Genomic DNA, 25,756 nt, shown 5'->3' with positions numbered 1-25,756 from the left:
CTTTTATACAACAAAATTTGCGGGGGATACGGTGAAACCTATCCTAATGTATTTCGTACGTTAAGGAAAGACTAACATTGGGAGGTTTCGTTGTGGTCTTAAGGTTAACTAAAATAGCGTTATTCTTAATGGTTGCGGTGTTAGTAATTGGATGCAGTGACAAGTCAGAAGAAAAAGCGGATAATTCTAAGTCAGAGGAAGGAGATACAATGGAGAATCTTAAAGGCAGTTGGGATGGAACCATCAACGTACCGAACCAGGCTTTATCAATCACTATTTCATTTAAAAAGGCAGAAGAATGGACCGGCACAATTAGTATTCCTGTTCAAGGTGTTAAAGATCATCCTTTGACAAATATTACATATGATCGGCCTACTATTGGATTTGTGATGAAAATTCCAGGGCAAAAGCTACTATTTGAAGGGACTATTAACGATGGCATAATTGAAGGTACGTTTACTCAACACGGACAGACTTTTCCATTTGAATTAAAAAAGGACGTTGGATTGAAGGATTCCGATAGAGATGAAGAAAATTTTTTAAGTATTGATACTAATCAAGGAACGCTTTATGGCGAATTAGAAAAGCCTAAGGGGAAAGGGCCATTTCCCGTAATGATTATTATTCCTGGATCAGGTCCTACAGATCGTGATGGAAATTCTATCGGGTTTTCGGGTAAGAATAACAGTTTAAAACGTTTAGCAGAAGCATTAGCAGATAACGGAATAGCAAGTGTTCGTTACGATAAACGGGGCGTTGGAAGAAATCAAGAAGCGGCAATTCCTGAAACCGATCTAACGTTTGATCAGTTGATTGAAGATGCTGAAACCTGGATCAAAGCATTGAAGCAAGATAAGCAATTCTCGCAAGTAGGTTTGCTAGGTCATTCCCAAGGGTCACTTGTCGGAATGGTATCAGCACAAACTGGTGTTGATGCTTTTATATCGATTGCAGGTGCAGGTCGACCTATTAATGAGGTGCTTTATGAACAATTGAATGGAAGCCTTTCAGATGATTTAATGTCGGAAAGTAAAATAATTCTAGGAAAGCTAAAACGAGGTGAGCATGTTGAAGATGTGAGCAAGGAACTGGAAAGTGTTTTTCGTCCGTCTGTTCAAGCATTCCTATCGTCATGGATGAACTATAACCCAGTAGAAGAGATACAAAACCTTAATATACCGGTGTTAATAATAAATGGTAACCGTGATATACAAGTTCCGGCTAGTGATGCGAAAGAACTGAAACATGCAAAGGACGACGCTAAACTGCTGATTATTGAAAAAATGAATCATGTATTAAAAGAAGCACCAAACGATAAAGCGGCAAATGTGGAAACATATACCAATCCAGGACTTCCTTTAGCTGATGAATTAGTGGAAGGAATTTTGAGCTTTTTAAAGGTAAACGGATTTTTGAAATAAGAATAATTAAAATAAAAATAAATACACACTAATAAGATAAATATAACTAGCATATTAGTGTGTATTTTTATGATGTAACTTTTTCCTGTAGAATTCGTCTCCTTAAATAGATACATTTTTATTTTAAGCTGATTGACTTCCATACAATACAACCGAAGAGAGGGCTTCTAATGCTAAAGAAAATCGGTTTTTCCTTATTAATTTTACTGATAGTCGTCGTTATGGTTCGTTTTTTTAACAATGGACATAACCAAAGCAATGATAACAATTCTGATATAGCGCAAGATGAAGAAACAGAGCAAACGGATCCTGGGGACAATAGTATTGATGTAAATAAAGTATTTGCTCTATCCGAACAAGGAAAGGTGCCAGATGTTCCGTTTATTGCAGGCAAGACAGCCAAACGAGAGGTGAATGAAAAGTGGGGAGAACCAGGGAAAACAACTAATTTGGAAAATAAAAAATACGTTAACTACCCTGAACGTCGTATAGATTTTGGTTTTCAAAATGATATAGTATTTGATGTTCGATCGTTTGCTAATAAATTGCAAGCTATCCATTTTGGAGACATTAAGAAAGCAAAAGGGGAACCGGATGAGGTACGTTACTATAAAGATGATAGTCATGATCAAATAATTCTTGTTTATGATGTTGGTTCGAGTTACCAATTGAAATGGATTTTGCCTAAACCGACAGATGATAATCCTAATCCTAAAACGGATCATATTTCCGTTGTTTCGCAATTTACGGAGCAGGATGAGGAGGAAGCTTCGAATGCTGATATGGTTGAAGAGATGAGTTTGGATGAAAAAATTGGACAGATGATTTTTGCTGGTACTTCTGAGGAAACCTTGACAGCGAACACAAAAAAATTAATCCATGGCGATAAGGTCGGGGGAATCATTTTTTATAAGGAAAATCTTAAAAGTCCTAAACAGTCAGTAAAACTATTAAATCAAATTAAGAAGGTCAATGAAAACAGTCGGTTACCACTTTTTTTAGGTATAGATCAAGAAGGTGGGCGTATTTCCCGACTTCCAGGGGATTTAGTCGATATTCCTACAAATGAAAAAATTGGTCAAATAAACAATGAACAGTTTTCCTACAAAATTGGCTCTGTTCTAGGTGAGCAGCTTAATTCGTTTGGTTTTAATCTAGATTTTGCCCCAGTACTTGATGTAAACAGTAATCCTGATAATCCAATCATTGGTGATCGATCCTTTGGGAATAATCCAGAAGTGGTGGGTAATTTAGGCGTGCAAACAATGAAGGGAATTCAATCGCAACATATTATCTCGGTTGTTAAACATTTTCCGGGGCATGGCGACACGTCGGTTGATTCCCATTTACAGCTTCCTAAAGTAAACAAAAGTCTTGCTGAATTAAAAAGCCTTGAATTAAAACCATTTGCATATGCCATAAAAAATGGAGCAGATGTCGTCATGATAGCTCATATTTTGTTGCCAAAGATTGATTCAGAATATCCAGCTACCATGTCTAAGAAAATTATTACTGACATGTTAAGAAAACAACTTAATTTCAACGGGGTTGTAATTACGGATGACATGACAATGAAGGCGATAACAAACAACTTTGATATTGGTCGTGCATCTGTTAAGTCTGTGAAAGCTGGCAGTGATATTATTTTGGTAGCGCACGATTATAACAAAGTGGTATCCGTGTTTGACTCGTTAAAGTCTGCCGTAGAAAATGGGGAATTGACTGAGGAAAGAATTGATAAGAGTGTTAGTCGAATTATTGATTTAAAAAGAAAATATAACCTCACAAATGAAAAGGTTAATGCTGTTGATATTAATGAACTGAATCAATTAATTGAAAATGCGCTTAACATGATGCCTTAGGTGAATTGGGACAAAGGGACTGACCCCTTGTCCCAGTAATATGCTATTATAGAAATAACATTATATAGGACAAGGAGGTTCATGATGAAAAGTAAAAATCCAATCCAAATAGACGACCGAATACATATTATTGATGGGTTTGATCTTGGCGTATCAGAGCGGACTGGTATATATGTTATTAATGAGACAGCGTTAACTTTGGTGGAAACAGGTCCAAGTCCATCTGTTCGGCATATTAAAAAGGGATTAGAATTTCTTGGTTTTTCGTTAGAAGAAGTTAAATATATCATCGTTACGCATATTCATTTAGATCATGCCGGCGGTGCTGGACTGCTTTTAAAAGAATGTCCTAATGCAAAAGTGGTTGTTCATCCAAAAGGGGAACGTCATCTTATAGACCCTAAGCGATTAAAAGCGGGAGCAAGGGCGGTTTACGGAGAAAGTTTTGAGGAGTTATTTGAGCCTATAATTCCTATCCCAAGTGATAGATTACTAGTAAAAGGGGAAGGGGATTCATTGCAAATTGGCCAATCCTGTACACTAGAATTTTTAGATACACCTGGGCATGCTAAACATCATTTCAGTATTTATGACCCCGTTAGTAATGGGATATTTACTGGAGACACGGTTGGTATACGATATGACCAATTAGTAAATGACGGAGTGGATTTATTCCTGCCAACGACTTCACCGAATCAATTTGATCCTGATGCAATGCGGTCTGCGATTGATCGCATACAGGAAAAGGATGTAGACCGGATTTATTATGGTCATTTTGGTATGACGGAAAAGGTGGATGAGGCACTTCGCCAGGTTGCTGATTGGCTAACTATTTTTGAAAAGGAAGGGCAGCAAGTTGCTGCTGAAGGAAAAGGATACGATGAGCTTGCAGGAAGATTGCTTTATCGTGTTAAAGAATATTTACGAACACTTCTAATAGAAGATGAACATCCTGTGTATGTTTTAATTAATTTGGATATGCAGGTTAGTGCACTTGGAATCGTTGATTATCTTCAGAGGAAGAACAAATAATACTAGGTTATTGTATTAAGTCTCTATTAGAGCTGAGTAATCTGTCTCGGGAATAATAGAAAATGTGCTAGTAACATAGGGGATAAGCCAAGTCAATTGGCTTACGATCACATAGATATAATATAAATCGAATACAAAAAATTTTGTAAGAGATTTTAACTCATGAATCACTCCCCTGAAAAGCCGATTGACCACCGGAAAAAGGGAAAACACCTACTAGTCATTTAGACGGTAGGTGTTTTTCATTGGTTCTGTATGACTATTTTGTGTAGTTAAGCTCCCATAATAAGTTATTCTTATCTTTAACGACTGCATGTTTGGCACCCCAAAATGTGTCTTGCAATTCCATTTGTATTTCTCCGTCATTGGTGAGTGCATTATATATTCGGCTAATCTCTTCCTCGCTAGTAAGGTCCGGACCAAGAAGGATATTGTTTCCTCTTATAACTTTATCGCCAAAAATGTCAGCAAAATAGATGATGCAATCTTCATTAATATGTAATTCAGCATGGATATACTTACCTTCATGCCCTTTGAACATATCAATTCCATCGGCTAATTGCACGTTTTTAATTTCCCCGCCGAAAATATCTCGGTAATATTCAATCGCTTCTTTACAATTTTCAATTCTAATATGTGGAACAATTTTTTTCATCATGAAAACCTCCCTGTAAAGTTACTATAAATCAATTCTCAAAAGGTCAAAACAAATATCATAAAAAAAGCTGACTTAGTACATTAAGTCAGCCAATCCTTATTATTTACTTTCCTCGGTTTTCATAAACGTTAAAATGAAAAAGAACAGGAAGCTAAGGAGCATAATGGATCCTCCAATAATAAAGAAAACGGTTGTTATGGTATTGGGTAAATCAAATGGTTTTATGTAATAGAGCCACATACCAGTCGTTAATCCGATTACACCAATAATGGCAGTAAATACATGAAACGTTGCAACCACTGTTTTAGCAGGTGTGAAAACTTTATAGTAGACTGCCCAACAAATAAAGTTAACCAACCAACAACAAGAATATGCGCATGGACGGTTTTGAATGCATAACCTCCTGCACCTGCCATATGAGAACCAAGAAAGGCTCCTACCAATGCAAACAAAGCTGAAAATCGAAGTAATATTTTACTATATTTATTCAAAATTAGCCTCTCCCTAGTTAATAGTCTATGGGCTTTGTTTACCATTCATTCGAAGTATTATTATTCATTACATCGTTTCGTTGTCCGTTATATTTTTATACATCTTTATACAAATGTGTTAAAGCATCTTCAATTCCTGGAATGGCGTCTTCAATAGTTGTTGCTTGTATAGTGATTTTTCTATTATCTGGGTACTGGTTCGCTGTGTGCTGATAACGTGGATCGTAGTAGTGTTCCAGTAACAGTTTTACAGCATGAAAATAATTTTCTTTTTTCAAGTCATCGTCAATCATTTTTGCAATAGGTGTATGGATTCGTTTTTTAATAAATTGGAATGCATGAATGAATTTCTCGGGAAAATTCCAAGGTTGATAGTCGTCTAATATATTTCTAACACGTTCTTCGATAGGGAGATTGATAAACAGCTGTGTTCCTTCTTCTTTTTTATCACAGAGAAAATCTGGTAATAAAACTTTTCCGATTCGTTTGCTCTCACCTTCTATAAAAACATATGGCTCATGTTTATGACGTAGGAGTTGCTCTACCAGTAAAGCATCGAACTTTTTCTGATTGCTTGGTTCCAGTCCAATTTGGCCAAAAATAGAGCCTCTATGATTAGCCATACCCTCTAAGTTAATTGTAGGATATCCTTTTTGTTCAAGTAGTTTTAGAATAGCTGTTTTTCCAGAACCTGTGTATCCGTTTAATACGATTAGGTTCGGCTTAAATTCTTGACTTTCTAAGAAACGAACGACCCATTGCCGGTAGGATCTTATTCCACCACTTAATCGATATGCATCAATACTCATCAAATCAAGAACTGTAGCAGCAGTCTTACTTCGCATACCGCCCCGCCAACAAAAGACGGTTATTGGTGTTTCGATTTGTTTAAACGCTGCAATAAACGCTGGTAGTTTTGCAGAAAAGATTGCTAGTCCCCGCTTTTTTGCTGCCTCTGGTCCAACTTGTTTATAAACTGTGCCAACTTCAGCCCGTTCCTCATTTGAAAAGACAGGAATATTGATACTGCCGGGGATAGTAGCATCTTCATACTCCTTAGGGGAACGAACATCAATTAATGTGTGGATTTCTTTATTTTGTAATGCAAACAAATCATTTAATGCTATATCCTGGAACATAGAATTCGTCACTTCCTAACACGTATACTAGTTAACAGTAATGTGTCCGCTTTTTCCTTCGACAACATCACCAATTATTTTCGCTTCAACACCATTAGCTTGTAAGTCTGTAACTAGTGAATCAGCCTCGGCGTTACCTATTGCTATAAGTAACCCGCCAGAGGTTACCGCATCACACAAAATCCACCTATCAATTTGATCCATTGTATCTGGGTAGGAAACGATATCTTTTACGTGAGCATAATTATTTTTCGTTCCCCCAGGTACGGATCCCGCTTCTGCAAGTTCTTTAACACGAGGTAAAATCGGTACTTGATTATATGCGATATTAATTTCAACGTCACTTCCTTTGGCCATTTCAGAAGCGTGTCCAAGTAGACCAAATCCAGTTACATCCGTACACGCATGTACATTATAGGCATCCATTGTTTCTGCAGCAGTTTTATTAAGTGTTGTCATTACATTGGTAACGCGAGTTATTTCATCGTCACTAAGCAAATCTTTCTTAATGGATGTTGTTAAAATTCCCACTCCGATTGGTTTGGTTAAAATAAGTTTGTCGCCTGGCTTTGCTCCTGTGTTTGTCCGAATTTGATCTGGGTGTATGATACCTGTAACAGCAAGTCCAAACTTTGGCTCTTTATCGTCAATGGAGTGACCACCAACAAGCGCAACACCAGCTTCGTTCAGTTTATCTCCGGCACCTCGTAGAATTTCGGCTAAAATACTTTTGTCTAGAGTAGATATCGGAAATGCAACAATGTTAAGAGCAGTTATTGGCTTCCCACCCATTGCATATACATCACTGATTGCATTTGCTGCTGCAACCTGTCCAAAGTAATATGGATCATCAACAATCGGAGTAAAAAAATCAACTGTTTGAACAAGGGCAAGATTGTCATTAATTTTGTAAACACCGGCATCATCACTTGTATCGAGACCAACAAGTAAATTTGGGTTTGTAACAGTAGGCGGGAGTGAGCGAAGGGCTTGAGATAAATCTGCAGGCCCTATTTTACAACCACATCCACCCTTTGATGATAATGAAGTAAGTTTAATGGGAGTTGTCATATGTAGTGTAGTTAGGTAATTTAATCTTAACATAGGTGACGTTTGGAAACGGATTTAAAGGTTTTAATGTTATTTTTAACACAACAGACATAAAATGCGACGTACACACCAAGCCGAGGAGGCAGAAAAATTTTACTTTCATACTAGAGACATCCTGGGGAGATGATGCTCTGTAGGAGAGCGTGAACATCAGCGGGAGCGCGTGAATATCGGCAGGAGACCGGGAACATCGGCAGGAGAGCGTGAATATCGGCAGGAGAGCGTGAATATCGGCAGGAGAGCGTGAATATCGGCAGTAGAGCGTGAATATCAGCAGGAGAGCGTGAATATCGGCAGGAGAGCGTGAACATCATCGGGAGAGCGTGAACATCGGCAGGAGAGCGTGAACATCGGCGGGAGAGCGTGAATATCGGCGGGAGAGCGTGAATATCGGCAGGAGAGCGTGAATATCGGCAGGAGAGCGTGAACATCGGCAGGAGAGCGTGAATATCGGCAGGAGAGCGTGAATATCGGCAGGAGAGCGTGAATATCGGCAGGAGAGCGTGAACATCATCGGGAGCGCGTGAATATCGGCAGAATAGCAAGGATAGCGACTGCTCCGGAATACTGGCTGTGAGAATAACAGCTACATAAGATGATTTACGTCGCATTTTACTGAAACTCCGTAGTAAAAGGCAATGAAATTTACGAAATGGCCTTATTGTATTTGGGTTTATTTTTTGTATTGACAATCAAAGTGTATTAAGACTATAATACATCACAAGGGTGTATTAACTGTTTAATACATGAATTTTTATGACTAATGTGTATTAATAGCATAATACACATTTCACATAAGCTAATCGGAGGAGAATAGATGATAAACGTAAAACAACTTAGCCATAGTTTTACTTTAGGCAAAAAAGATCCAAAAACAACCTTGCCAGTTTTAAAGGATATATCATTTAACGTTAAAAGAGGTGAGATTGTTTCCGTTATTGGGAAAAGCGGGTCGGGTAAATCAACCTTACTAAACCTTATAAGTGGTTTTAGCCAACCAACTGAAGGGGAAATTTGGATTGACGGTCAACAGGTTACTAATTTTACGGAGGCAGAATTCGCTGACTTCAGGTTGAGTCATTTAGGGTTTATCTTTCAAAGTTTTCAGCTGATACCAAGTATGACAGCTTATCAAAATATTGAACTACCATTAGTTTCTAAAGGTGTAAATGAATATGACAGAAAACAAATTACTATAGAATTACTCAAAAAGACCGGATTAATTAATTACCAGGGTCATTATCCAAGTGAATTATCTGGTGGACAACAGCAACGAGTTAGTATTGCAAGAGCATTAGTACTAAATCCACCTATCATTTTAGCTGATGAACCTACAGGGAGTCTAGACAGTGAAACGGAAGCTGATTTATTACAGTTTATCAAGCAGTTAAATAAAGAGAGGGGCATTACGTTCTTAATTATTACGCATGATGATGCAGTTGCTGCTATTGGTAATCGTACGATTGCGATAAAAGATGGCAGACTTCTAGAAGTTGGTGATGCTCAATGAGGTTAAAGGATCAATTAGCTTTTGTTAGGCAAAATGTTAAAAAGAACAAGGTAAGGACCTTTATGACAATTTTAGCTACTGCTATGGGATGTACGTTCCTCATTGTACTGGCATCAATAGGGTATGGTCTTCAACAAACAATAGTTGAGGATACCTTAGAGCAGCAGATTGTCACGAAAATAGATATTCATGGATATGAGAAAGAAGATGGGAGATTTCGTTCATTAACGATGGATGATATTGATTATCTAGAATCAATTGACGGCGTAAAAGCAGTAACAAGAAGAAATCACCTTCAACAAATTCCTACCTTTTCAACTGGTGACTACATAGAAGAAGCAGAAGCAGTTATTGCGCATTTTCCATCTGAAATTAAATCCGGTCTCAAGTTAAAAGAAGGAAGATTACCTAAAAATGCGAATGAAATTGTTATTGGCTATCATTTTCCCAAGCACCTTCATCCAGATTCTATCAAAGAACAAGATTTATACAGTAAAGATGGTGAATTAAAAGAGAATTATCAATACAAAGAGGAATTAATCGGAAAATCAATTAAAATGACCGTTAAACGGTTGGATGGGGAGAAAGAAGTAACCCATATCATTCCGCTAAAGGTTGTAGGTATTTTAGAAAAACCAACAAAGGAATGGATGCAGGACCGAAACGTTTATATTTCTCAGGAGGTTTTGGAGGAAATTGTAGGATTTACTGGCACTCCAAATGGTAATCCACGCCAGGAAGAGGGAATGGAAGAAGCGAATAAAGCAGCCGATACGTTTGATGAGGTAAAAGTATATACAACTAATTTGGAAGCCGTAAAAGGCATTTCGGATCAACTTGATGATGCAAACTACGCATCCTATTCAGTTGTCAAAGAGATGGAGCAGATTAACATGCTATTCACTATTGCAAAGGCTGGATTAATATTAGTTGGTACAATTGCTATTTTAATAGCTTCCATCGGAATTTATAATACAATGACGATGGCTGTAACGGAACGGGCGCCAGATATAGGTATCATGAAAGCAATTGGAGCAAATCCAAGAACGATTAAACGAATTTTTCTGCTAGAAAGTAGCTATATTGGTGTGATTGGTGCAGTGGTTGGAGTAATTGTAGCGTATGCAGTTAGTTTTTTAGTGAACTTTGGTCTTCCTATAATTATTGAAGCTGCTTTTACGGAACAGCTACCGGATAACTTAAAGTTTTCTGCTATTCCAGGTACCTTGATCGTAATATCTGTCAGTATTTGCTTAGCTGTTACTATTTTGTCTGGGATGCGCCCGGCTAAACGTGCTACACAAATAGATGTTTTAAAAGCAATGAGACGTGAGATTTAAAATAACTCATCTGAGAAATGTAGGAGATGTGTCTATGAATAATATAAAGTTTAATAATCGAGATCCTGTTTATGTGCAGGTTGTCCGTCATTTCAAAGAACAAATCGCAACTGGAATGCTAGAACCTGGTAAGGAAATTCCTTCGAGACGGGAACTTGCTAACAAATTAAAAATCAATCCTAACACTGCGCAACGTGCGTATAAAGAAATGGAGGAGGAAGGCTTGATTTATACAGAGCGTAATTTACCAAGTCGTATTACTAAAGATGAACAGGTTTTAGGGGGCGTTAGAGAAGAACTTATTTTACAAGCGGTGGACTCCTTTGTTAGCTCCATTCGTTCCATTAATGTACCTGTTGATGAGGTGTTAAGTTTGGTTAAAGAAAAATACGCGGCAGAGGACAAGAATTAAGGAGGGATATGCATGATTGAGGTAAAGGATATAACAAAAAAATTTGGTCGGAGAAAAGTATTAAATGGAGTCTCATTTACTGCAAATAAAGGGGAAATAACCTGCTTAATTGGAATAAATGGTGTAGGAAAAACAACTATTCTAAATGCCATTATGAATCTTACCCCAATTAACAGTGGCCACATACTGATCAATGGTGAAAAAATCAAGAAAGAAAGCTATGAAAAAATCACCTTCATTCCAGATGCCATTACAATGCTTCCACAAATGCGAATAGCGGAAGCGATGGGATTTATGAACGACTTTTATGACTGCTGGAACCAGGAACGTGCTACAGAATTACTTGGATTTTTTAAACTAAAAGAAAGTGAACGGATTTCTGATTTATCAAAAGGGAATACAGCGAAGGTAAATCTATTGCTTGGTCTAGCAATGGACGTTGATTACATCTTGATGGATGAACCATTTTCTGGAATTGATATATTTAGCAGAGAACAAATTGCTAATGTGTTTACGAGTCACTTGATTGAGGATCGGGGTGTTATCATAACCACGCACGAAATCAGTGATATTGAACATTTAATTGATAAAGTTGTGTTACTGGACAATGGAAACGTTTTGAAAGAATTTAATGCTGAAGAAGTTCGAGAAAATGAAAATAAATCGGTAGTAGATGTCATGAGAGAGGTGTTTAAGGCATGAATAGGTATTTGAAATTGGTCAATTTTGAGTTTAATAGAATTGCTAAGGTTTATTTTGTCTTATTAGCAATTCTGTTAATATCGCAGATAGCTGGTGTGATTTTTAGTTCAAAAAACTACTTGAACGAGACTAATCGAATGATATATGAAGAGTTAATACCAAAAGCGGAGTACCTTTCTAGATACGGGCCAATGAGCATGGATCAAGTATTATCAAGTATATGGTTCATAGGCCCAATGGCACTATGTGTTGCATTGGTAGCATTTTATATTTTTCTTATTTGGTATCGAGATTGGTTTGGAAAAAATACATTTATCTACCGCTTATTGATGCTGCCAACAGCAAGACTGAACGTTTTTCTTGCTAAGATTACAACTATTCTTTTGATGACTTTTGGATTTGTAGCATTTCAATTAATTCTTTATCCAATTGAAAGCACTATCTTAAAATGGATGGTTCCAAAGGAGTTTCGTGTGGACTTAAGTGTGCATGAACTAATTAGCTCTAGTGGATTTTTAGAATTAAATATTATCTTCCCAAATAGCATTATAGAATTTATTTTAAATTATGGTGCTGGATTTGTGGCGGTTACCATACTTTTTACAGCGATCATGTTCGAACGAAGCTATCGTATAAAGGGGATATTGCTTGGAATTGGTTATAGTATTTTGGCAGTTATTATATTCTTTGCACCGATTATTATCCAAGAATTTTTACAAAGGTATTACCTTTATCCAAGTGAAATACTAATTGTAGAGGTAGCGATGGGAATCATCGTAACGTGCTGTTCCATTTGGGTGAGCAACTATTTATTGAAGAAAAAGATCAGAATATAGGGGGGAGATTGTCATGAACAAATATTGGAAGCTTATTATCATTGGAATCGTGATTATTCTTTCTATCGGAACGTTTTACATTAAATCTGCATTAACAGTGAGTAAATATCCGGAATTTGTGATAGAAAAACAGAGTGGTGATGAGAGCGAAGTGGATAACGTTGTAATTAATGGAAATTATTATGCAAGATCCACTATAGGTGAAAGCTTAACACTAACATCAAATGGCTCAAAGTACAAAAGTGAACAGTCATTTTTAAAACAGCTTGATGGGTATGGTGGAATAGCAAGTATTAGACAGCTCAAGGAAAAACACCGGAATTTCATGCGGGGCAAGTCTGGTTCTCCAGATCATTTTTATGAAGATGAACATTATTTGGTATATGGTGAAGTAGATTATCAAGTAAATTCTCTTTCACCAAGGGATTTCCGTTTTTCTATATCTGTATTAGATAAAGTTGAGGATAAAACGAATTCATTTGAAATCGACGTACCAGACGTAAAAGAACTTGATTATATGAATGTAGACGATGTGCAGATGATGGATGGGAAGCTTAAAATTTTCACAAAAAATGTGACTGGAGGAAATGAAGCTGTTCATCTATATAGCCTTGATATCGCCTCAGAAAAAATTGTTGATCATAAAGAAGTAATTTCAAATGAAGGTCTTCTAGAAAATCAATCAGGTCAAATTATGATACTTAGTGAAACGAATCCAATGCAGAAGCATCAGAATGTTCTTTTTGAAAAGTCCGTTATTGAAGATGTGGAGCAGTCTGAAGGGTATTATGTATCAGAAGAAGTCAGTAGTGAGCTTGTAGCCTATAACCTTGAAACGGATGAGAGCCATCCGATTGCATTACCTGAAAAAATTCATGCGTCAGAACAAAGAACCATGTTTGATGATTCAACGATTTATTTTGTTGAGGAAAGTCCAAATGATGTTGTAGTCACTCCATATTTGTTAAACGAGGGTATTAAGGGAGAGTTTAAATTTACTTTACGAGACTCAAAAAACAACGACGCATCGGTTGAAGAATCTAAAACGATTACCATTAATAATGGGAAAGTATATGCAGTAACAATGATGATGGATGCAAAAAAAGCTGCAGTACTTGTTGTTGGAAGTCTAAAAACAGGTAAAACGCTTTATACAGGGGAAATAATACCAAAAGATCCACTAAAAGACGAAATAGATTCTTCCCTGTATGTTACAGATATACAAATTAATTAAATTTGCATAAAAAGAGCTTGCTTTGAATTCTTTTCAAAACGAGCTCTTTTTCGTTAGAAGTGTAGGGCAGGAACGTAGGAGGCGAGAGAAGGAACATGTGCCCGAGAATGGTAACATGGCCCAATGGCGAAAACATAAGAAGGGGAAGGACCTCCATAACTCTGTGGTTTCCCTCCCTTCATAATTCAGGTTAATGATTTTAGACTTTTCTCAATAGACCTCATAGTTCTTTCCTGTTTGAGCACCGTATACACTTTTTTTGAAGGCGCGTGCAACACGACTAGCTGGAACTGCTTCAAATCCTTGAAAGTAATCTTTTAGTCTATCCCATGATTCCTGTACGGCGTTAGGGCTAACACTATTTATCCGAATTCCTCTAGGCATCTCAAGTGCAGCTGATTTTACGAATGCTTTCACACCCCCATTTGCCATTGCTGCTGAAGCACCTTGTCTGATGGGGTCATCCATCATGATCCCAGTTGTCAGTGTAAAGCTGCCGTTATCATTCATATAATTCAAGCCTAACAGTACTAAGTTAATCTGACCTTTTAGTTTACTTTCAATTCCAATTTCATTTAGTTCTGGTGTTAATTCAACAAGCGAGCTAAATTGTGCACGACCCGCCGCATTTACAACTGCATCAAGTTTTCCAACCTTTTCGTACATTGTTTTAATACTGTCAATCGAGGTGATATCAACGGACACATCTGATCCATTTCGCCCGGCACAAATAATTTCATGATCTGATTGTAATTCTTTTGTAATTGCTTTGCCAATTGTACCACTGGCACCAACAATCAGTATTTTCATATACGTTGACCCCTTTTCTAAAATTGAAGTAAACTGAACAAACACACATGAAGACTGAACACTTAACAATGAAGACAGAATAACACAGCGCAGTCTATACTATCCTTTAAATAATTTATGTGTATGAATGCAAAATATGAAATTTTTGATAAAATTATATAGTGGAATTGAAAGGAGCAATCCAATGTTATTAACTACTGATCGGCTTCGGTTAAGAAAAATGAATATGGAAGACATAGATGATCTGATGAAAATATTTAGTGATCCAGAGGCGATGAAATATTATCCATCAACTAAAACAAGAGAAGAAGCGGAAAAATGGATTGAGTGGACAATGAATAACTACTCAAATTTTGGTGTTGGATTATGGATTGTCGAGAATAAAAATACAGGTGAATTTCTTGGACAGTGCGGAATAGTTCCGCAGAAGGTTGGGGAAAAAGTAGAAATGGAGATTGGGTATCTGTTTGTAAGGAGTGTTTGGGGTAATGGATATGCGACTGAAGCGGCGTTAGCATGTAAAGAATATGGATTTGCAGTATTGGAGTATCCGAAAATGGTTTCGCTAATTGACTTAAATAACCAACCATCGATTAAGGTTGCTGAACGGATTGGTATGAAAAGGGAAACTACCATATATAAATGGGATAAATATAATGATATTTACGCGTGTTATCTATAATTTTTCACGTGTGAAAATGTGGTTGAATACATTACGCTATTCAACCACATTTTCATATATTTTACGGATTTTTTCATCGAGAAGCTGTAAATGGACAATGCGTGCTTCTCGGATGTATTCCTTCCCATTAACAAATAGTAGTAGAACAGGGACAGTAAATATGGAAAAGCGTCCAGCGATTTCTTTAACTGCGTCCGCGTCTACATGCCCCAGTTTGATTTCAGGATAGTTCATCATTAATTCCTGTACTTGCGGTAATAGGCCGTGGCATACACTGCAATCTGGACGTGAAATGTAAAGGAATGCTAACTCATGTTCATGCATGAATTTTTCTACCATATCGAGTGATATTAGTTTTTGAAGTTCCCTCATGCGTAGCCCTCCGAAAAAAGAATAGTATTTCATCTATCCTATCAATATAGGTGCATGCAGTCATGCTAGATGCTTTTGCAGAAATAAAAATTCCCACTACACAATCTTACGTAGCGGGAATTCATGCCTAGTTTTTATTAATTGCTTCCAACGTAAAATCAATTTTTTTATCGGATTGTTCCTCATAACCCTTCATATAATTAATCCGGCGCTGTGCGGATGCTTGGCTAACCTGTTCATCAGCATGATAAGACGAGCGTACCAATGGGCCAGCTTCGCAGTGACGAAATCCTTTGTTTAAAGCGATTTCTTTCAGTTCAGCAAATTCGTCTGGATGATAATAGCGCTCAACTTTAAGATGCTTTTTCGTTGGCTGCAGGTATTGCCCAATTGTCATAATATCAACGTCATGTGCCAACAAATCGTCCATTGCTTGAACGATTTCTTCTTTTTCCTCACCCAAACCTACCATGATGCTTGATTTAGTTGGTGTTTTAGGTGCAATTTCTTTAACGCGTTGAAGTAATTGCAAGGAACGATCATACATAGCCCTAGCACGAACACGTTTTGTCAATCGGCGTACGGTTTCTATATTATGATTGAAAATGTCTGGCTTACTGTCCATTAATGTATGCAGGCTTTCATAATCACCTTTCATATCAGAAGGTAAAATTTCAATTGTACATCCTGGATTTTCACGGCGAATTGCGCGAACGGTTTCAGCAAATACAGCAGCGCCACCATCATTTAGATCGTCACGTGCTACAGCAGTTACGACAACATGTTTAAGTCCCATAATCGCAACAGACTCTGCCACTCGAAAAGGCTCTCCCCAATCGAGTTCGTTTGGCAATCCGGTTTTAACTGCACAAAAACGGCAGCCGCGTGTGCATGTGTCCCCCAAAATCATAAATGTTGCTGTTTTGCGTTCACTCCAGCATTCATGGATATTTGGACAGCGAGCCTCTTCACATACTGTATTCAATTTCTTATCACGCATTAATTTTTTTAGTCCTTGATACGATTTATTCGTGTTAATTCTAGTTTTAAGCCACTCCGGTTTTCGTATGTACACGTCCTGTTTAGCCACTTTTTACACGCTCCTTAGATGATGTTTGAAGTTCCACTCGTCTGTACTGTATTTTGTTTCAGCAAGCTGATATACTTCATTCCATTGATCTGAAGTTAATTCAATTGGAAATAACTCAATGTTTAATCCTGTTTGAAATCCTTTTTTAAACGCGTTTTTCATGGTATCGATTGAAATTTGTTTTGCTGTTTCCTGACCGATTGTTGTTGCTTTCGTTGCAAAAGCATGTCGTTTCCTAGTACGTATTTCCTCGGTTGGAAAATGGAAAATGTCGAAAAGCATTCTTTCATTAAAAGATCTAGGGATGGATCCATGTTGTAGTAATACACCTTGTTTTCGAGTTTGGGCATTTCCAGAAATCTTCTTTCCATTAGCCATTAATTCATACAGTGCCGGTCTTTCAAAGCAGACTGCTGAACGGTTTTTGCTTGATTCTATTTTTTCTGCGTAATCTACAGTGATTCCAAGGTTAGCATATCCTTCAAAAATCCCCTTAGATAGTACGTAATATGCTTCCCTAACAGACGCAGGAATATAGGACTTATTTTCAGCGATGATAATGCTATAGGTCAGTTCATCATGGTGAAGTACGGCACTTCCGCCTGTTAATCTTCTTACAAGTGGTATCTTATAATGATCGATAGCTGCGAAATCAATAGTCTTTTCTACATTTTGAAAATACCCAACAGATAGACTGGGGTCTGACCATTGGTAAAAGCGTAAGATGGGTGGGATTTTCCCTGCGCCATGCCAGTTAAGCAATAATTCATCTAATGCCATGTTTACCGTTGCATCGTGTACCTCGGTGTCTAAAAATCCCCATGTGTCATTCAAAGTTTAACACCTCGCTGTTTTTTTAGGCTGTTTTCACACAGATTGTTGCTTTCTCACATGCTGAACCTTATTTAATAGTTGAAAAACTGCGACATAGATTTAAATGGTGGTAAAACTGCCGTTCTGGAAATACACTTCGCTTTCCGCGGACAACGCTTCAACCTCACGGAAGAAACCCAATTCCTGCGGGGCAGAAAACCATAAAAAATGCGAAATTAATACAGCACTTATGTCACAGTTTCTATAAATTGTAACAAACTATGCGGAAAGAGCCTTTTATAATAATATAAAAGACTACACCCCAAAGCGGGATGTAGTCTGATAAAACGTAAAAATGAGTAAACGTACGCTTCGTCAACACTTCCCCACGCTAGTATTACCTGGTTCGGGTAAAAAGGGTCAGAACGAAACAGTTCTTCTCAGCCAATATATAGCTCCCCTAGTGTAAATAATTGGTATGCGGTTTTTCTATGGTTCTATCTTAACGACATTATTAGACATTGTAAATAAGAAAGGGTACCTATAACAAAATGCCCTTACAATAAATAAAAGCGTTCAAAGCTCTCCGTTGTACCATTTAAAATAACCAAACTCCCATGAAATGTATGCAATACCAAGGAGAGACATAATCATCATACATAAGAAAAACCAATCACTCGGAGTAATAGTAATGCGTCGATAAAACGTTCGTTCTTTTCCACCGGTAAAACCCTTAGATTCCATTGCGATTGCTGTGCGCTCCGCTTTACGAATCGAGCTTGCTAACAATGGTATAGAGAACATTTTGTACTGGTTCCACTTCTCCCGTAATGTTTTTGCATGATTAAATCCACGAACACGATGAGCGGACCGGATGATAGCTAATTCGTCCTTCATCATTGGTAAAAACCGATAGCCAGCCAACACCCCATAGGCAATTTTAGGTGATACTTTTAGATGCTGGATTAGACTTAAAATAAAATCTACAACATTGGTAGTCAATATAAATAAAAGGGATAATGCTGCTACACTTAAAACACGAAATGCCAATGCAAGTGCCGTTACAAAGGATTCTTTAGGTACATCAAATCCAACGAGGCTGATCACTTCATGTGGATTAGCAGGTGCATCTGCGAAGGCAATTGTTGTCCAAAGCATCCCAAATGCTATAACGAGAAAAGGAACAAAATATAAACAATATTTTTTCCAGTTTATATTCCCACCTAAAAAGGTTAAGATAACTGTCAAAATCATGAAAAGAAATGGTGTAATCGGGTCAAATATTAATGCCAACATAATTACCAGTAATACAATCGTCAAAGCCTTTATACATGGGTTAAGGTTGTGTAGAAACATAGCAAGTATCCTTTTTACAAATTTGTTGGAGCTGGACTTGAATCGGATAATCTAATTGCCAGGCATTTAATGTTACTTTAGGTTGTTTCCATAATTCATTTGGATTGCAATCGGCAACAATTTCCCCGTTATTGATAACAATTACGCGCTCTGCGTAGTGGTGAACGATCTCCATATCATGGGTGATCATGACAATGGTGGTTCCTTGTTTATGTCGTTCCCATAGCAGTTTCATTAACTCCATAGTAGACTGTGTATCCTGCCCAAAGGTTGGCTCATCTAAAATGAGCATATGCTGCTGATCGACAATCATCGTAGCTACACTAAGACGGCGTTTTTGTCCTTGACTAAGTGAGTAGGGATGTTCGTTTTCAAGCTCTGACAATTGACAAACCTTTAAAATAGAAGACACTTGTTTGTTTATTTCTCTAGTATTCATCCTTTTCAGATGTAAACTAAACGCAACTTCTTCATAGACAGAGTTCGTAACAAACTGATGCTCTGGATTTTGAAAAACATATCCTATCTCATCCCTTAAAGTCTCTTCTTTCCAATCGTCTAAGGGTTTTCCGTTCAGTTGAATGGTCCCGGAAGTTGGTTTCTGGATGCCAGCCAAAAGACGTGATAAGGAAGTTTTACCACTGCCATTCGCTCCTACAATAGCTACAAATTCGCCTTTGTAAAAATTGGCTGATACATTTTGGATAATAGTGTTATTATTTTTCACCCATGAAATATCATTTATTTCTAGAAACTCCTCTACATTTCTTTTTTTTTGAGGAGCCGTATTGCATATTGGTTGTTGCCAATAATGGGATTGATTAGCAAATTCGCCAATCGTAAGTGGAATAAAATCTTCATTAAGCCCATCTTGTTGTAATACGTACTGGGTTACCTTTGGAAGCCAGATACCTTGTTCACGCAAGCAGGGTAAAATATGTTTAATACCATTTCTAAATGAACCATCGAAAAACAGTTCACCATTCTTATTCAATAGAAGCGTCCGATCAACTAATTCCATCCACCCATCCAATTGGTGCTCGATGACAATAAGAGAAAATTCCTGTTGTCTTTTTAAGTTTTCGATTGTTGCAACTAACTCCTTTGTTGCAACCGGGTCCAAGTTGGCTGTTGGTTCATCTAAGATAAGCAGATCCGGCTCCATTGCTAAAATACACGCTAAGGCAAGCTTCTGCTTTTGTCCGCCAGAAAGAGAATTAATGGCAGATTCCTTAAAGGCGGACATATTGACCAAGGACAGTGCATTGTCAATTTTCTCTTCCATAAGTTGCTGGGGTACATTTAAATTTTCTAAACCAAATGCAATCTCATCTTCAACCGTAAGCATGCAAAATTGCGTTTCTGGATCTTGAAAAACAACTCCAACGTGACGGCTAAGCTCACCTGGCTTATAGTCAGTCGATTGTTTGCCATTGATAAAAACGTCACCGGTTATAGTTCCATCAAGTTCACGAGGGTACAAGCCGTTTAAGCAAAATGTTAACGTACTTTTTCCGCAACCACTTGGTCCGAGTAGCAAGACGGTTTCTCCTTTTTTTAATTCAAAGTCTATGTTGGAAAGGATGTCTTTATCCAATTGGTTTTCAAAACGTAAACGAAGCTGCTGAACATGTAGAAGGGCTTTTTTCATCATGCTGTTCGTTTCTTTCTGAATTCTTTTCCTAACGCAAAACTAGATAAGACACCTGTTTGCGCTAGTCCATCGCTCAATGCCTTTCCTAGTACCCCAGCAATTAGTGCACCACTTATCATGCGTGTAACAAGCATGCCTGATACATACGTAGTAGAGAGTGCAGCATATCCACTTATAAAGTAACCATATACAAAGCTGAACACTGCAGAACCAACACCTGCAGCCATGAGCACCCATGATGAATAATTTTTCCAGCGTGTCACAGCAAATGCCGTCTCTGCACCTAATCCTTGAATCATTCCAGATACAATTAGCATTGGTCCAGTTGCATTTCCTAACATGACTTCAACCATTGCTGCGATTGTTTCTGAAATAAATGCGGCGCCGGGTTTTCGGATGATATAGGCCGCGATAATGGAAACAATAAACCAAATACCAAAAATCAAGTCATACCCAATTGGTCCAAAAAAGCCTACAAGAACTTTTCCAATAGGAAGAAATGCTAAATAAACAACTGCAAATACAACAGAAAGTACTGACATGACGACGATTTCTTTAAAACGCCAATTATTCATTATCGATTACCCCTTTTTGTGATGGACTATTTGCTGAGATAGAGACAGTCATTACCGTGTGACTCGATCCGCCATTAACGGTTGCCTGAAAAACCTGTTCTAATCCATTAAAAATGCTCATAGACTCACCATCTAGTCGAGTAGAGTAATGTGAATGCGAAATGTTTACGTGTCTTTTCATAGACTCGATCTGTTCCATGATTACATTCATATAGTTTCCGCCCCCCAATGGATAAAGTGAAAATTTGGCGGCAGCAGGTTGCTTGATGGTCTGCACGTGTTTGATGTTTACTGGGATTTCATCCTCTGCCATATAAACATCTCCGGCTGAATCGCCTGGGCATCCTAACGAATAAGTCGCTTGGAACGCAACATGTTCGCCAGTTTTAGCTGCATGCATGAAAATAGCTTTTGTAACATCAAAAACATGTATCATTTTCCCTCGGACTGTTGTCGTCACAGCGTCTGTTTTCATCCAAACCTTCGATGAGTCCACTACCTTTAGAGCACCGGTAATGATTTCAATAAATTTGTCGCTCATGGGATGAATAGAAAAGCTACACCCTGCGATCTGTGATTCTGAACATTGCTGATTTGTCATTTAAATTTCCTCCTTTTTAATTCAAGTGGTGCTTCTACAGATAGCAGCACTCCAATAATTTCCAATAAAAAACTGCATCCCCGTGGAATGCAGTCTGCTTGTATGTATTTATGAATATAAAAATACATCTACGACCACACTTCCCCACGCTAGTATTATCTAGTTCGGGTGCAAAGGGTCAGAACGAAACAGTTCTTCTCAGCCGTTTTCACAGCTCCCCTAGTGCTAACATGAATATGCAGTTTTTCTATTTATATCGTAACGAGAATATGGTGTATTGTAAAGGCGTGACAAAAGTCGCATTTAGAAAAGTAGTAAAATAGTAGAATATAAATTAGTAGATTAGAAGCGGAGAAGGTGGGATTCGAACCCACGCGACGGTTACCCGCCCTAACGCATTTCGAGTGCGTCCCCTTATAACCACTTGGGTACTTCTCCAATAGGGATGCTGGTGAGAGGATTTGAACCCCCGACCCCTTCATTACGAGTGAAGTGCACTACCAACTGTGCTACACCAGCGTTACAAAAAGAAATAATAATACATTTTTACCAATTCTTCAAGCAACTTGTCTGTATTCTTCTTAAGGATAAAAAAATCTAGCAAAGAAGTAAACTTATTTGCTAGATAATCTATACTAGAAAAAGCTATGCTTATTTCCGGTCGCCGCCTAAAAGATCGAACAACCCACCAGTAATACTACCTTCTCCTTTTGAGCCGCCACGTTCTGGTGCTGCTGCAAATACACGGCTAGCTAAACGACTAAATGGCAATGATTGAATCCAAACAGTACCTGGTCCGCGAAGTGTTGCGAAGAACAGACCTTCTCCACCGAAAAGTGCTGTTTTTACACCACTGACAAATTCAATATTGTAGTCAACATCTCCTGTCATTGCTACTAAACAACCTGTATCAACACGGATTGCTTCTCCAGGCTGAAGTTTTCTTTTATGTATAGTTCCGCCCGCATGAACAAAAGCGATACCATCGCCCTCAAGTTTTTGCATGATAAATCCTTCGCCACCAAAAAAGCCTGTTCCAATTTTACGTTGAAACTCAATACCTACTGCAACACCTTTTGCCGCGGCCAAAAAGGCATCCTTTTGACAGATTAATTTACCATCAATTTCACTTAGATCCATAGGGATAATTTTACCAGGATATGGTGAAGCAAACGATACATGTTTTTTACCACTTCCATTGTTTGTGAACGTGGTCATGAATAAACTCTCACCGGTAATCACACGTTTACCAGCGCTAAATAATTTTCCGACAAGTCCGCCGCCTCCTTGATTTTCGGAACCATCACCAAAAATAGTTTCCATTTTGATTTGGTCATCCATCATCATTAAACTCCCAGCCTCTGCAATAACCGTTTCTTGTGGATCAAGTTCCACCTCAACAAACTGCATGTCGTCACCATGTAGCTTGTAATCAATTTCATGGTTATTCATGTTCCCGCCTCCATTTACTTAATTAAACAATTAATAGTATTCTCTATATTTTATGATATACCAAATTATCCTTGATATCTATACGTGATGAAATGTATTTACAGATAATATATAATATTATGGTAAATCAAAAAAATAAAAAGGCTGTCTGTCTTCAAAAAGCACAGATTAACAGGAATAGAGTTTCCGTGATTGCTAAAGTTGAGTCAGAAAGGGGAGAAATAGTGTGGAAGGACTTAAAAGAATGATTGATAGCCTTGATTATATTGAGAAAAATTTAGATGATGACCTCCGAATTGAACATGTGGCACTAGTTGCATGTATGTCTAAATTTCATTTTCAACGAATGTTTCATATGTTGACCGGGGTAACCGTTGCTGATTATATCCGTAAACGAAGACTTACACTGGCAGCACAGGAACTGACCCATTCGGGCAGTAAGGTAATTGATGTTGCCTTAAAGTACGGCTATGAAACGCCAGAGTCCTTTTCAAAGGCATTTCGTAAAACGCATGGATTAAATCCTTCAGCTGTAAGAAGGAACAATCAATCTTTAAAAGCCTTTCCCAGACTCTCCTTTCAAATCAAATTAAAGGGTGATGAAGAAATGGATTACAAAATTGTAGAGAAAGAAGCATTTCATGTAGTAGGGAAGGGAATCCGCACAGTAACTTGCAACGGTCAAAATCATCGTGATATACCAGCGTTTTGGGATAAATCGAACAGCAATGGGTTAACTGCGGGGTTGGAAAAAAACTGTGATTCTATGGGTTTGATCGGTGCGTGCATGGACTTTGATAAAGAACAAGAAGAATTAACTTATTTTATTTGTGCGGAAAAAGGTGATCATAATGTTCCAACAGATTGGGAGGAAAAAATAATACCAGCAGCAACGTGGGCAGTATTTCCCGCAATCGGACCAGTACCGCACGCAATAGAAAAAACATGGGAGCGAATTTTTTCGGAGTGGTTTCCATCTACAGGTTATGAGCATGTCGATGCCCCAGAGCTAGAAGTTTATCCTGTTGGTGGCGATGTATTAGCTGAGGACCACCAATGTGACATTTGGATTCCAATTTTGAAAAAATAGCTATACGGGACAAGGGGACAGACCCCTTGTCCCAGTTTGTGAACTTTTTATGAATAGGGAATACTTTAGTTGCACGTTGGATAAACTTGGCATATACTCATTATATAAACTATCCAGTCAGTTTTTATATTTAACAAAGCAGGTGGTATTTATGGCTCCAAGAATTTCAGAGGAAGCTAAGGAAGAAAAGCGTCTAGCACTACTTGACGCAGCATTAGAATGTTTTTCGCAGAAAGGGTACTATGCTTCTTCCGTTGATGATATTGTACGTTATTCTAATTTAAGCAAAGGCTCTGTATATAATTATTTTAACAGTAAAGAGGATATTTTTATTTCGCTATTGCAACATCAAACCAAAACATCACTAGAAAGATTAAATAAAGTATTAAGTGAAATCAAAAGTCCTTTAGAAAAGTTAAAGTACTGGATAAACCTTGATATCCCTTTTAATATACACAAAAAAAAGATGATGAGGGTTCATATAGAATTTTGGATGTACTCAGCAGACTCACCAGATGTTAAGAAGGTTATGACTGACAGATTTGATACTGTTCTTAAAATTGTAAAAGATATTATTGCTGAAGGAAAAGAAGCGGGGGAATTTAGGAAAGACGTTGACCCTGAAAAAGCAGCAGGAATGTTTTGGGCTTTACATGATGGACTATGGCTCCATACACTGGTTCGCTTTAATGAAAAGGAACTAGAAGAACGGATCAAAGAAATAGAAACAACCATGTTAGCTTATTTGACATAAGCCAGCATAAATATGGGGAATAGATAAGTCAAAAAAACTAACTGGTCAGTTTTAAATAAATTTATAAAAGTATACAATATGCGGAAGCAATTATAATACGATTTGCATATGGTAAAGAGGCTGACTAAGAATCATTCGTTGTTATAAAAAATGTTAGCTGACAGGCATATTTAATGAATTATCGAGTAGGATAGTTAAGGTTATTGTTTAAAATTCAAATAGGATGAGGCAGTTTTTTCACAATTTAAAAAACTGACTAGTCATTTTAATTAAGGAGGAGTACTATTATGCTATTAAGTGAATATAGACGCGAGGTAAAAAGTCATTCGTTAAGAAATTATTTGAAAGAATTAATGTACAGCTTGAATATGTCAGCTGCAAACAAAAAAGGACGAACTGATTATAGTGATCATCAAATTACAAGCCGAAATCAGAAGCCACCAGTAATAGAGACGATTGCAGACTATGAATACAATCGCAATTTTTACCACTAAATAGAGCTACTGGTGAAAACTGACCAGTCATTTTAAGAGAGAAGTGAGAAACATGCAATTAAGTGAGAATAAGGTTGATACTAAAGGTTATACGTTAACAAAATTAGTTCAAATAGGCTTAACTAGCTTAACAGAATTAAATAAGAAAATCTTCAGAAATCGTACACAGCCAACTTATGATCAGTATAAATTATCTGATGAAATTCTAACTGCATACAAAAGTAGAATCGGCTATTACCGATAAAATGAAAAGCGTGGGACATGGG

At 37.6% G+C, this 25,756-nt stretch carries 27 protein-coding genes, 2 tRNA genes and 2 riboswitches; of the genes, 14 read left to right on the top strand and 15 right to left on the bottom strand.

Annotated features, from left to right (window positions below; all coding sequences use genetic code 11):
- The first annotated feature begins 92 nt into the window (after nucleotides 1–92).
- The 3 genes from CS937_RS00965 to CS937_RS00955 all read left to right on the top strand — a co-directional run bounded on the left by CS937_RS00965 (nucleotide 93) and on the right by CS937_RS00955 (nucleotide 4,315).
- Nucleotides 93–1,421: an alpha/beta hydrolase gene (locus tag CS937_RS00965; protein WP_245835666.1), complete on the top strand. Its 1,329-nt coding sequence runs from the start codon at nucleotides 93–95 to the stop codon at nucleotides 1,419–1,421.
- Between the two features lie 170 nt (nucleotides 1,422–1,591).
- Entirely contained in the window at nucleotides 1,592–3,283 is a 1,692-nt protein-coding gene (gene nagZ / locus CS937_RS00960; protein WP_099156620.1) for a beta-N-acetylhexosaminidase, read from the top strand.
- Nucleotides 3,284–3,367: 84 nt separating this feature from the next.
- On the top strand, nucleotides 3,368–4,315 hold the full coding sequence (locus CS937_RS00955; RefSeq protein WP_099156619.1) for an MBL fold metallo-hydrolase: 948 nt from the start codon (nucleotides 3,368–3,370) through the stop codon (nucleotides 4,313–4,315).
- A 259-nt stretch (nucleotides 4,316–4,574) separates the two neighbouring features.
- Here CS937_RS00955 and CS937_RS00950 read toward each other — a convergent pair whose 3' ends face one another.
- The 4 genes from CS937_RS00950 to selD form a co-directional block, all read right to left on the bottom strand.
- The gene (locus CS937_RS00950; RefSeq protein WP_099156618.1) at nucleotides 4,575–4,970 is read right to left on the bottom strand and encodes a VOC family protein; all 396 of its coding nucleotides are present in this window, start codon (nucleotides 4,968–4,970) and stop codon (nucleotides 4,575–4,577) included.
- A 260-nt stretch (nucleotides 4,971–5,230) separates the two neighbouring features.
- A complete protein-coding gene (locus CS937_RS19870; RefSeq protein WP_342748181.1) occupies nucleotides 5,231–5,464 on the bottom strand; it encodes a hypothetical protein in 234 nt (77 codons plus the stop codon).
- Between the two features lie 95 nt (nucleotides 5,465–5,559).
- The gene (gene mnmH / locus CS937_RS00940) at nucleotides 5,560–6,603 is read right to left on the bottom strand and encodes a tRNA 2-selenouridine(34) synthase MnmH (protein WP_099156617.1); all 1,044 of its coding nucleotides are present in this window, start codon (nucleotides 6,601–6,603) and stop codon (nucleotides 5,560–5,562) included.
- Between the two features lie 27 nt (nucleotides 6,604–6,630).
- Nucleotides 6,631–7,674 carry a selenide, water dikinase SelD gene (gene selD, locus CS937_RS00935; RefSeq protein WP_099156616.1) on the bottom strand — a complete coding sequence of 348 codons (1,044 nt, stop codon included), beginning with the start codon at nucleotides 7,672–7,674 and terminating at the stop codon, nucleotides 6,631–6,633.
- Between the two features lie 856 nt (nucleotides 7,675–8,530).
- On the opposite strand from selD, the gene CS937_RS00930 reads away from it, so the two are divergent.
- The 6 genes from CS937_RS00930 to CS937_RS00905 are packed head-to-tail and all read left to right on the top strand — an operon-like array spanning nucleotide 8,531 to nucleotide 13,747.
- Entirely contained in the window at nucleotides 8,531–9,223 is a 693-nt protein-coding gene (locus CS937_RS00930) for an ABC transporter ATP-binding protein (RefSeq protein ID WP_099156615.1), read from the top strand.
- Nucleotides 9,220–10,563: an ABC transporter permease gene (locus CS937_RS00925; RefSeq protein ID WP_099156614.1), complete on the top strand. Its 1,344-nt coding sequence runs from the start codon at nucleotides 9,220–9,222 to the stop codon at nucleotides 10,561–10,563. The genes CS937_RS00930 and CS937_RS00925 overlap by 4 nt, the downstream gene beginning before the upstream one ends.
- 34 nt (nucleotides 10,564–10,597) lie before the next feature.
- Nucleotides 10,598–10,975: a GntR family transcriptional regulator gene (locus tag CS937_RS00920; protein WP_099156613.1), complete on the top strand. Its 378-nt coding sequence runs from the start codon at nucleotides 10,598–10,600 to the stop codon at nucleotides 10,973–10,975.
- A 12-nt stretch (nucleotides 10,976–10,987) separates the two neighbouring features.
- Nucleotides 10,988–11,677, top strand: coding sequence for an ABC transporter ATP-binding protein (locus tag CS937_RS00915; RefSeq protein ID WP_099156612.1), 690 nt, complete (start codon nucleotides 10,988–10,990; stop codon nucleotides 11,675–11,677).
- Nucleotides 11,674–12,513 (top strand): hypothetical protein, encoded by an 840-nt coding sequence (locus CS937_RS00910; protein WP_099156611.1) that lies wholly within the window; start codon nucleotides 11,674–11,676, stop codon nucleotides 12,511–12,513. The genes CS937_RS00915 and CS937_RS00910 overlap by 4 nt, the downstream gene beginning before the upstream one ends.
- Before the next feature lie 13 nt (nucleotides 12,514–12,526).
- Nucleotides 12,527–13,747 (top strand): hypothetical protein, encoded by a 1,221-nt coding sequence (locus CS937_RS00905; protein ID WP_099156610.1) that lies wholly within the window; start codon nucleotides 12,527–12,529, stop codon nucleotides 13,745–13,747.
- A gap of 210 nt (nucleotides 13,748–13,957) precedes the next feature.
- Here the strand turns inward: CS937_RS00905 and CS937_RS00900 are convergent, their stop codons facing one another.
- Nucleotides 13,958–14,557 carry a short chain dehydrogenase gene (locus CS937_RS00900; protein WP_099156609.1) on the bottom strand — a complete coding sequence of 200 codons (600 nt, stop codon included), beginning with the start codon at nucleotides 14,555–14,557 and terminating at the stop codon, nucleotides 13,958–13,960.
- A gap of 184 nt (nucleotides 14,558–14,741) precedes the next feature.
- On the opposite strand from CS937_RS00900, the gene CS937_RS00895 reads away from it, so the two are divergent.
- On the top strand, nucleotides 14,742–15,239 hold the full coding sequence (locus CS937_RS00895; RefSeq protein WP_099156608.1) for a GNAT family N-acetyltransferase: 498 nt from the start codon (nucleotides 14,742–14,744) through the stop codon (nucleotides 15,237–15,239).
- Nucleotides 15,240–15,275: 36 nt separating this feature from the next.
- Here CS937_RS00895 and CS937_RS00890 read toward each other — a convergent pair whose 3' ends face one another.
- The 10 genes from CS937_RS00890 to CS937_RS00845 form a co-directional block, all read right to left on the bottom strand.
- A complete protein-coding gene (locus tag CS937_RS00890; RefSeq protein ID WP_099156607.1) occupies nucleotides 15,276–15,611 on the bottom strand; it encodes a thioredoxin family protein in 336 nt (111 codons plus the stop codon).
- Between the two features lie 127 nt (nucleotides 15,612–15,738).
- Nucleotides 15,739–16,701: a lipoyl synthase gene (gene lipA, locus CS937_RS00885; protein WP_099156606.1), complete on the bottom strand. Its 963-nt coding sequence runs from the start codon at nucleotides 16,699–16,701 to the stop codon at nucleotides 15,739–15,741.
- 3 nt (nucleotides 16,702–16,704) lie between these two features.
- Nucleotides 16,705–17,535 carry a lipoate--protein ligase family protein gene (locus CS937_RS00880; RefSeq protein ID WP_425445441.1) on the bottom strand — a complete coding sequence of 277 codons (831 nt, stop codon included), beginning with the start codon at nucleotides 17,533–17,535 and terminating at the stop codon, nucleotides 16,705–16,707.
- A gap of 345 nt (nucleotides 17,536–17,880) precedes the next feature.
- Nucleotides 17,881–17,986, bottom strand: a riboswitch (TPP riboswitch).
- A gap of 104 nt (nucleotides 17,987–18,090) precedes the next feature.
- Entirely contained in the window at nucleotides 18,091–18,870 is a 780-nt protein-coding gene (locus CS937_RS00875; protein ID WP_099156605.1) for an energy-coupling factor transporter transmembrane component T family protein, read from the bottom strand.
- Nucleotides 18,851–20,524: an ABC transporter ATP-binding protein gene (locus tag CS937_RS00870; protein ID WP_099156604.1), complete on the bottom strand. Its 1,674-nt coding sequence runs from the start codon at nucleotides 20,522–20,524 to the stop codon at nucleotides 18,851–18,853. The genes CS937_RS00875 and CS937_RS00870 overlap by 20 nt, the downstream gene beginning before the upstream one ends.
- Entirely contained in the window at nucleotides 20,521–21,099 is a 579-nt protein-coding gene (locus CS937_RS00865) for an ECF transporter S component (RefSeq protein ID WP_099156603.1), read from the bottom strand. Before CS937_RS00865 ends, CS937_RS00870 begins: the two co-directional genes overlap by 4 nt.
- The gene (locus tag CS937_RS00860; RefSeq protein WP_099156602.1) at nucleotides 21,092–21,700 is read right to left on the bottom strand and encodes a YkoF family thiamine/hydroxymethylpyrimidine-binding protein; all 609 of its coding nucleotides are present in this window, start codon (nucleotides 21,698–21,700) and stop codon (nucleotides 21,092–21,094) included. The genes CS937_RS00865 and CS937_RS00860 overlap by 8 nt, the downstream gene beginning before the upstream one ends.
- A gap of 124 nt (nucleotides 21,701–21,824) precedes the next feature.
- Nucleotides 21,825–21,931, bottom strand: a riboswitch (TPP riboswitch).
- Between the two features lie 118 nt (nucleotides 21,932–22,049).
- A tRNA-Ser gene (locus CS937_RS00855) sits at nucleotides 22,050–22,138 on the bottom strand.
- A gap of 8 nt (nucleotides 22,139–22,146) precedes the next feature.
- Nucleotides 22,147–22,219: transfer RNA gene (locus CS937_RS00850), tRNA-Thr, on the bottom strand.
- Nucleotides 22,220–22,351: 132 nt separating this feature from the next.
- Nucleotides 22,352–23,152, bottom strand: a complete 801-nt coding sequence (locus CS937_RS00845; RefSeq protein ID WP_099156601.1) for a TIGR00266 family protein — start codon at nucleotides 23,150–23,152, stop codon at nucleotides 22,352–22,354.
- Between the two features lie 226 nt (nucleotides 23,153–23,378).
- Between CS937_RS00845 and CS937_RS00840 the strand changes: the two genes are divergently transcribed.
- The 4 genes from CS937_RS00840 (at nucleotide 23,379) to CS937_RS00825 (ending at nucleotide 25,734) form a co-directional block, all read left to right on the top strand.
- Nucleotides 23,379–24,242, top strand: coding sequence for an AraC family transcriptional regulator (locus CS937_RS00840; protein ID WP_245835665.1), 864 nt, complete (start codon nucleotides 23,379–23,381; stop codon nucleotides 24,240–24,242).
- 151 nt (nucleotides 24,243–24,393) lie between these two features.
- Nucleotides 24,394–24,996: a TetR/AcrR family transcriptional regulator gene (locus tag CS937_RS00835; protein ID WP_099156600.1), complete on the top strand. Its 603-nt coding sequence runs from the start codon at nucleotides 24,394–24,396 to the stop codon at nucleotides 24,994–24,996.
- Between the two features lie 287 nt (nucleotides 24,997–25,283).
- The gene (locus tag CS937_RS00830) at nucleotides 25,284–25,490 is read left to right on the top strand and encodes a hypothetical protein (RefSeq protein ID WP_099156599.1); all 207 of its coding nucleotides are present in this window, start codon (nucleotides 25,284–25,286) and stop codon (nucleotides 25,488–25,490) included.
- Between the two features lie 52 nt (nucleotides 25,491–25,542).
- On the top strand, nucleotides 25,543–25,734 hold the full coding sequence (locus CS937_RS00825) for a hypothetical protein (RefSeq protein WP_099156598.1): 192 nt from the start codon (nucleotides 25,543–25,545) through the stop codon (nucleotides 25,732–25,734).
- Nucleotides 25,735–25,756: the final 22 nt, after the last annotated feature.

The sequence above is a fragment of the Virgibacillus ndiopensis genome, assembly GCF_900187325.1.
In the GTDB taxonomy this organism is placed as follows: domain Bacteria; phylum Bacillota; class Bacilli; order Bacillales; family Amphibacillaceae; genus Virgibacillus_E; species Virgibacillus_E ndiopensis.
Note: the sequence above shows the minus strand (reverse complement) of the source record. Positions and strands in the feature narration are given on the sequence as shown.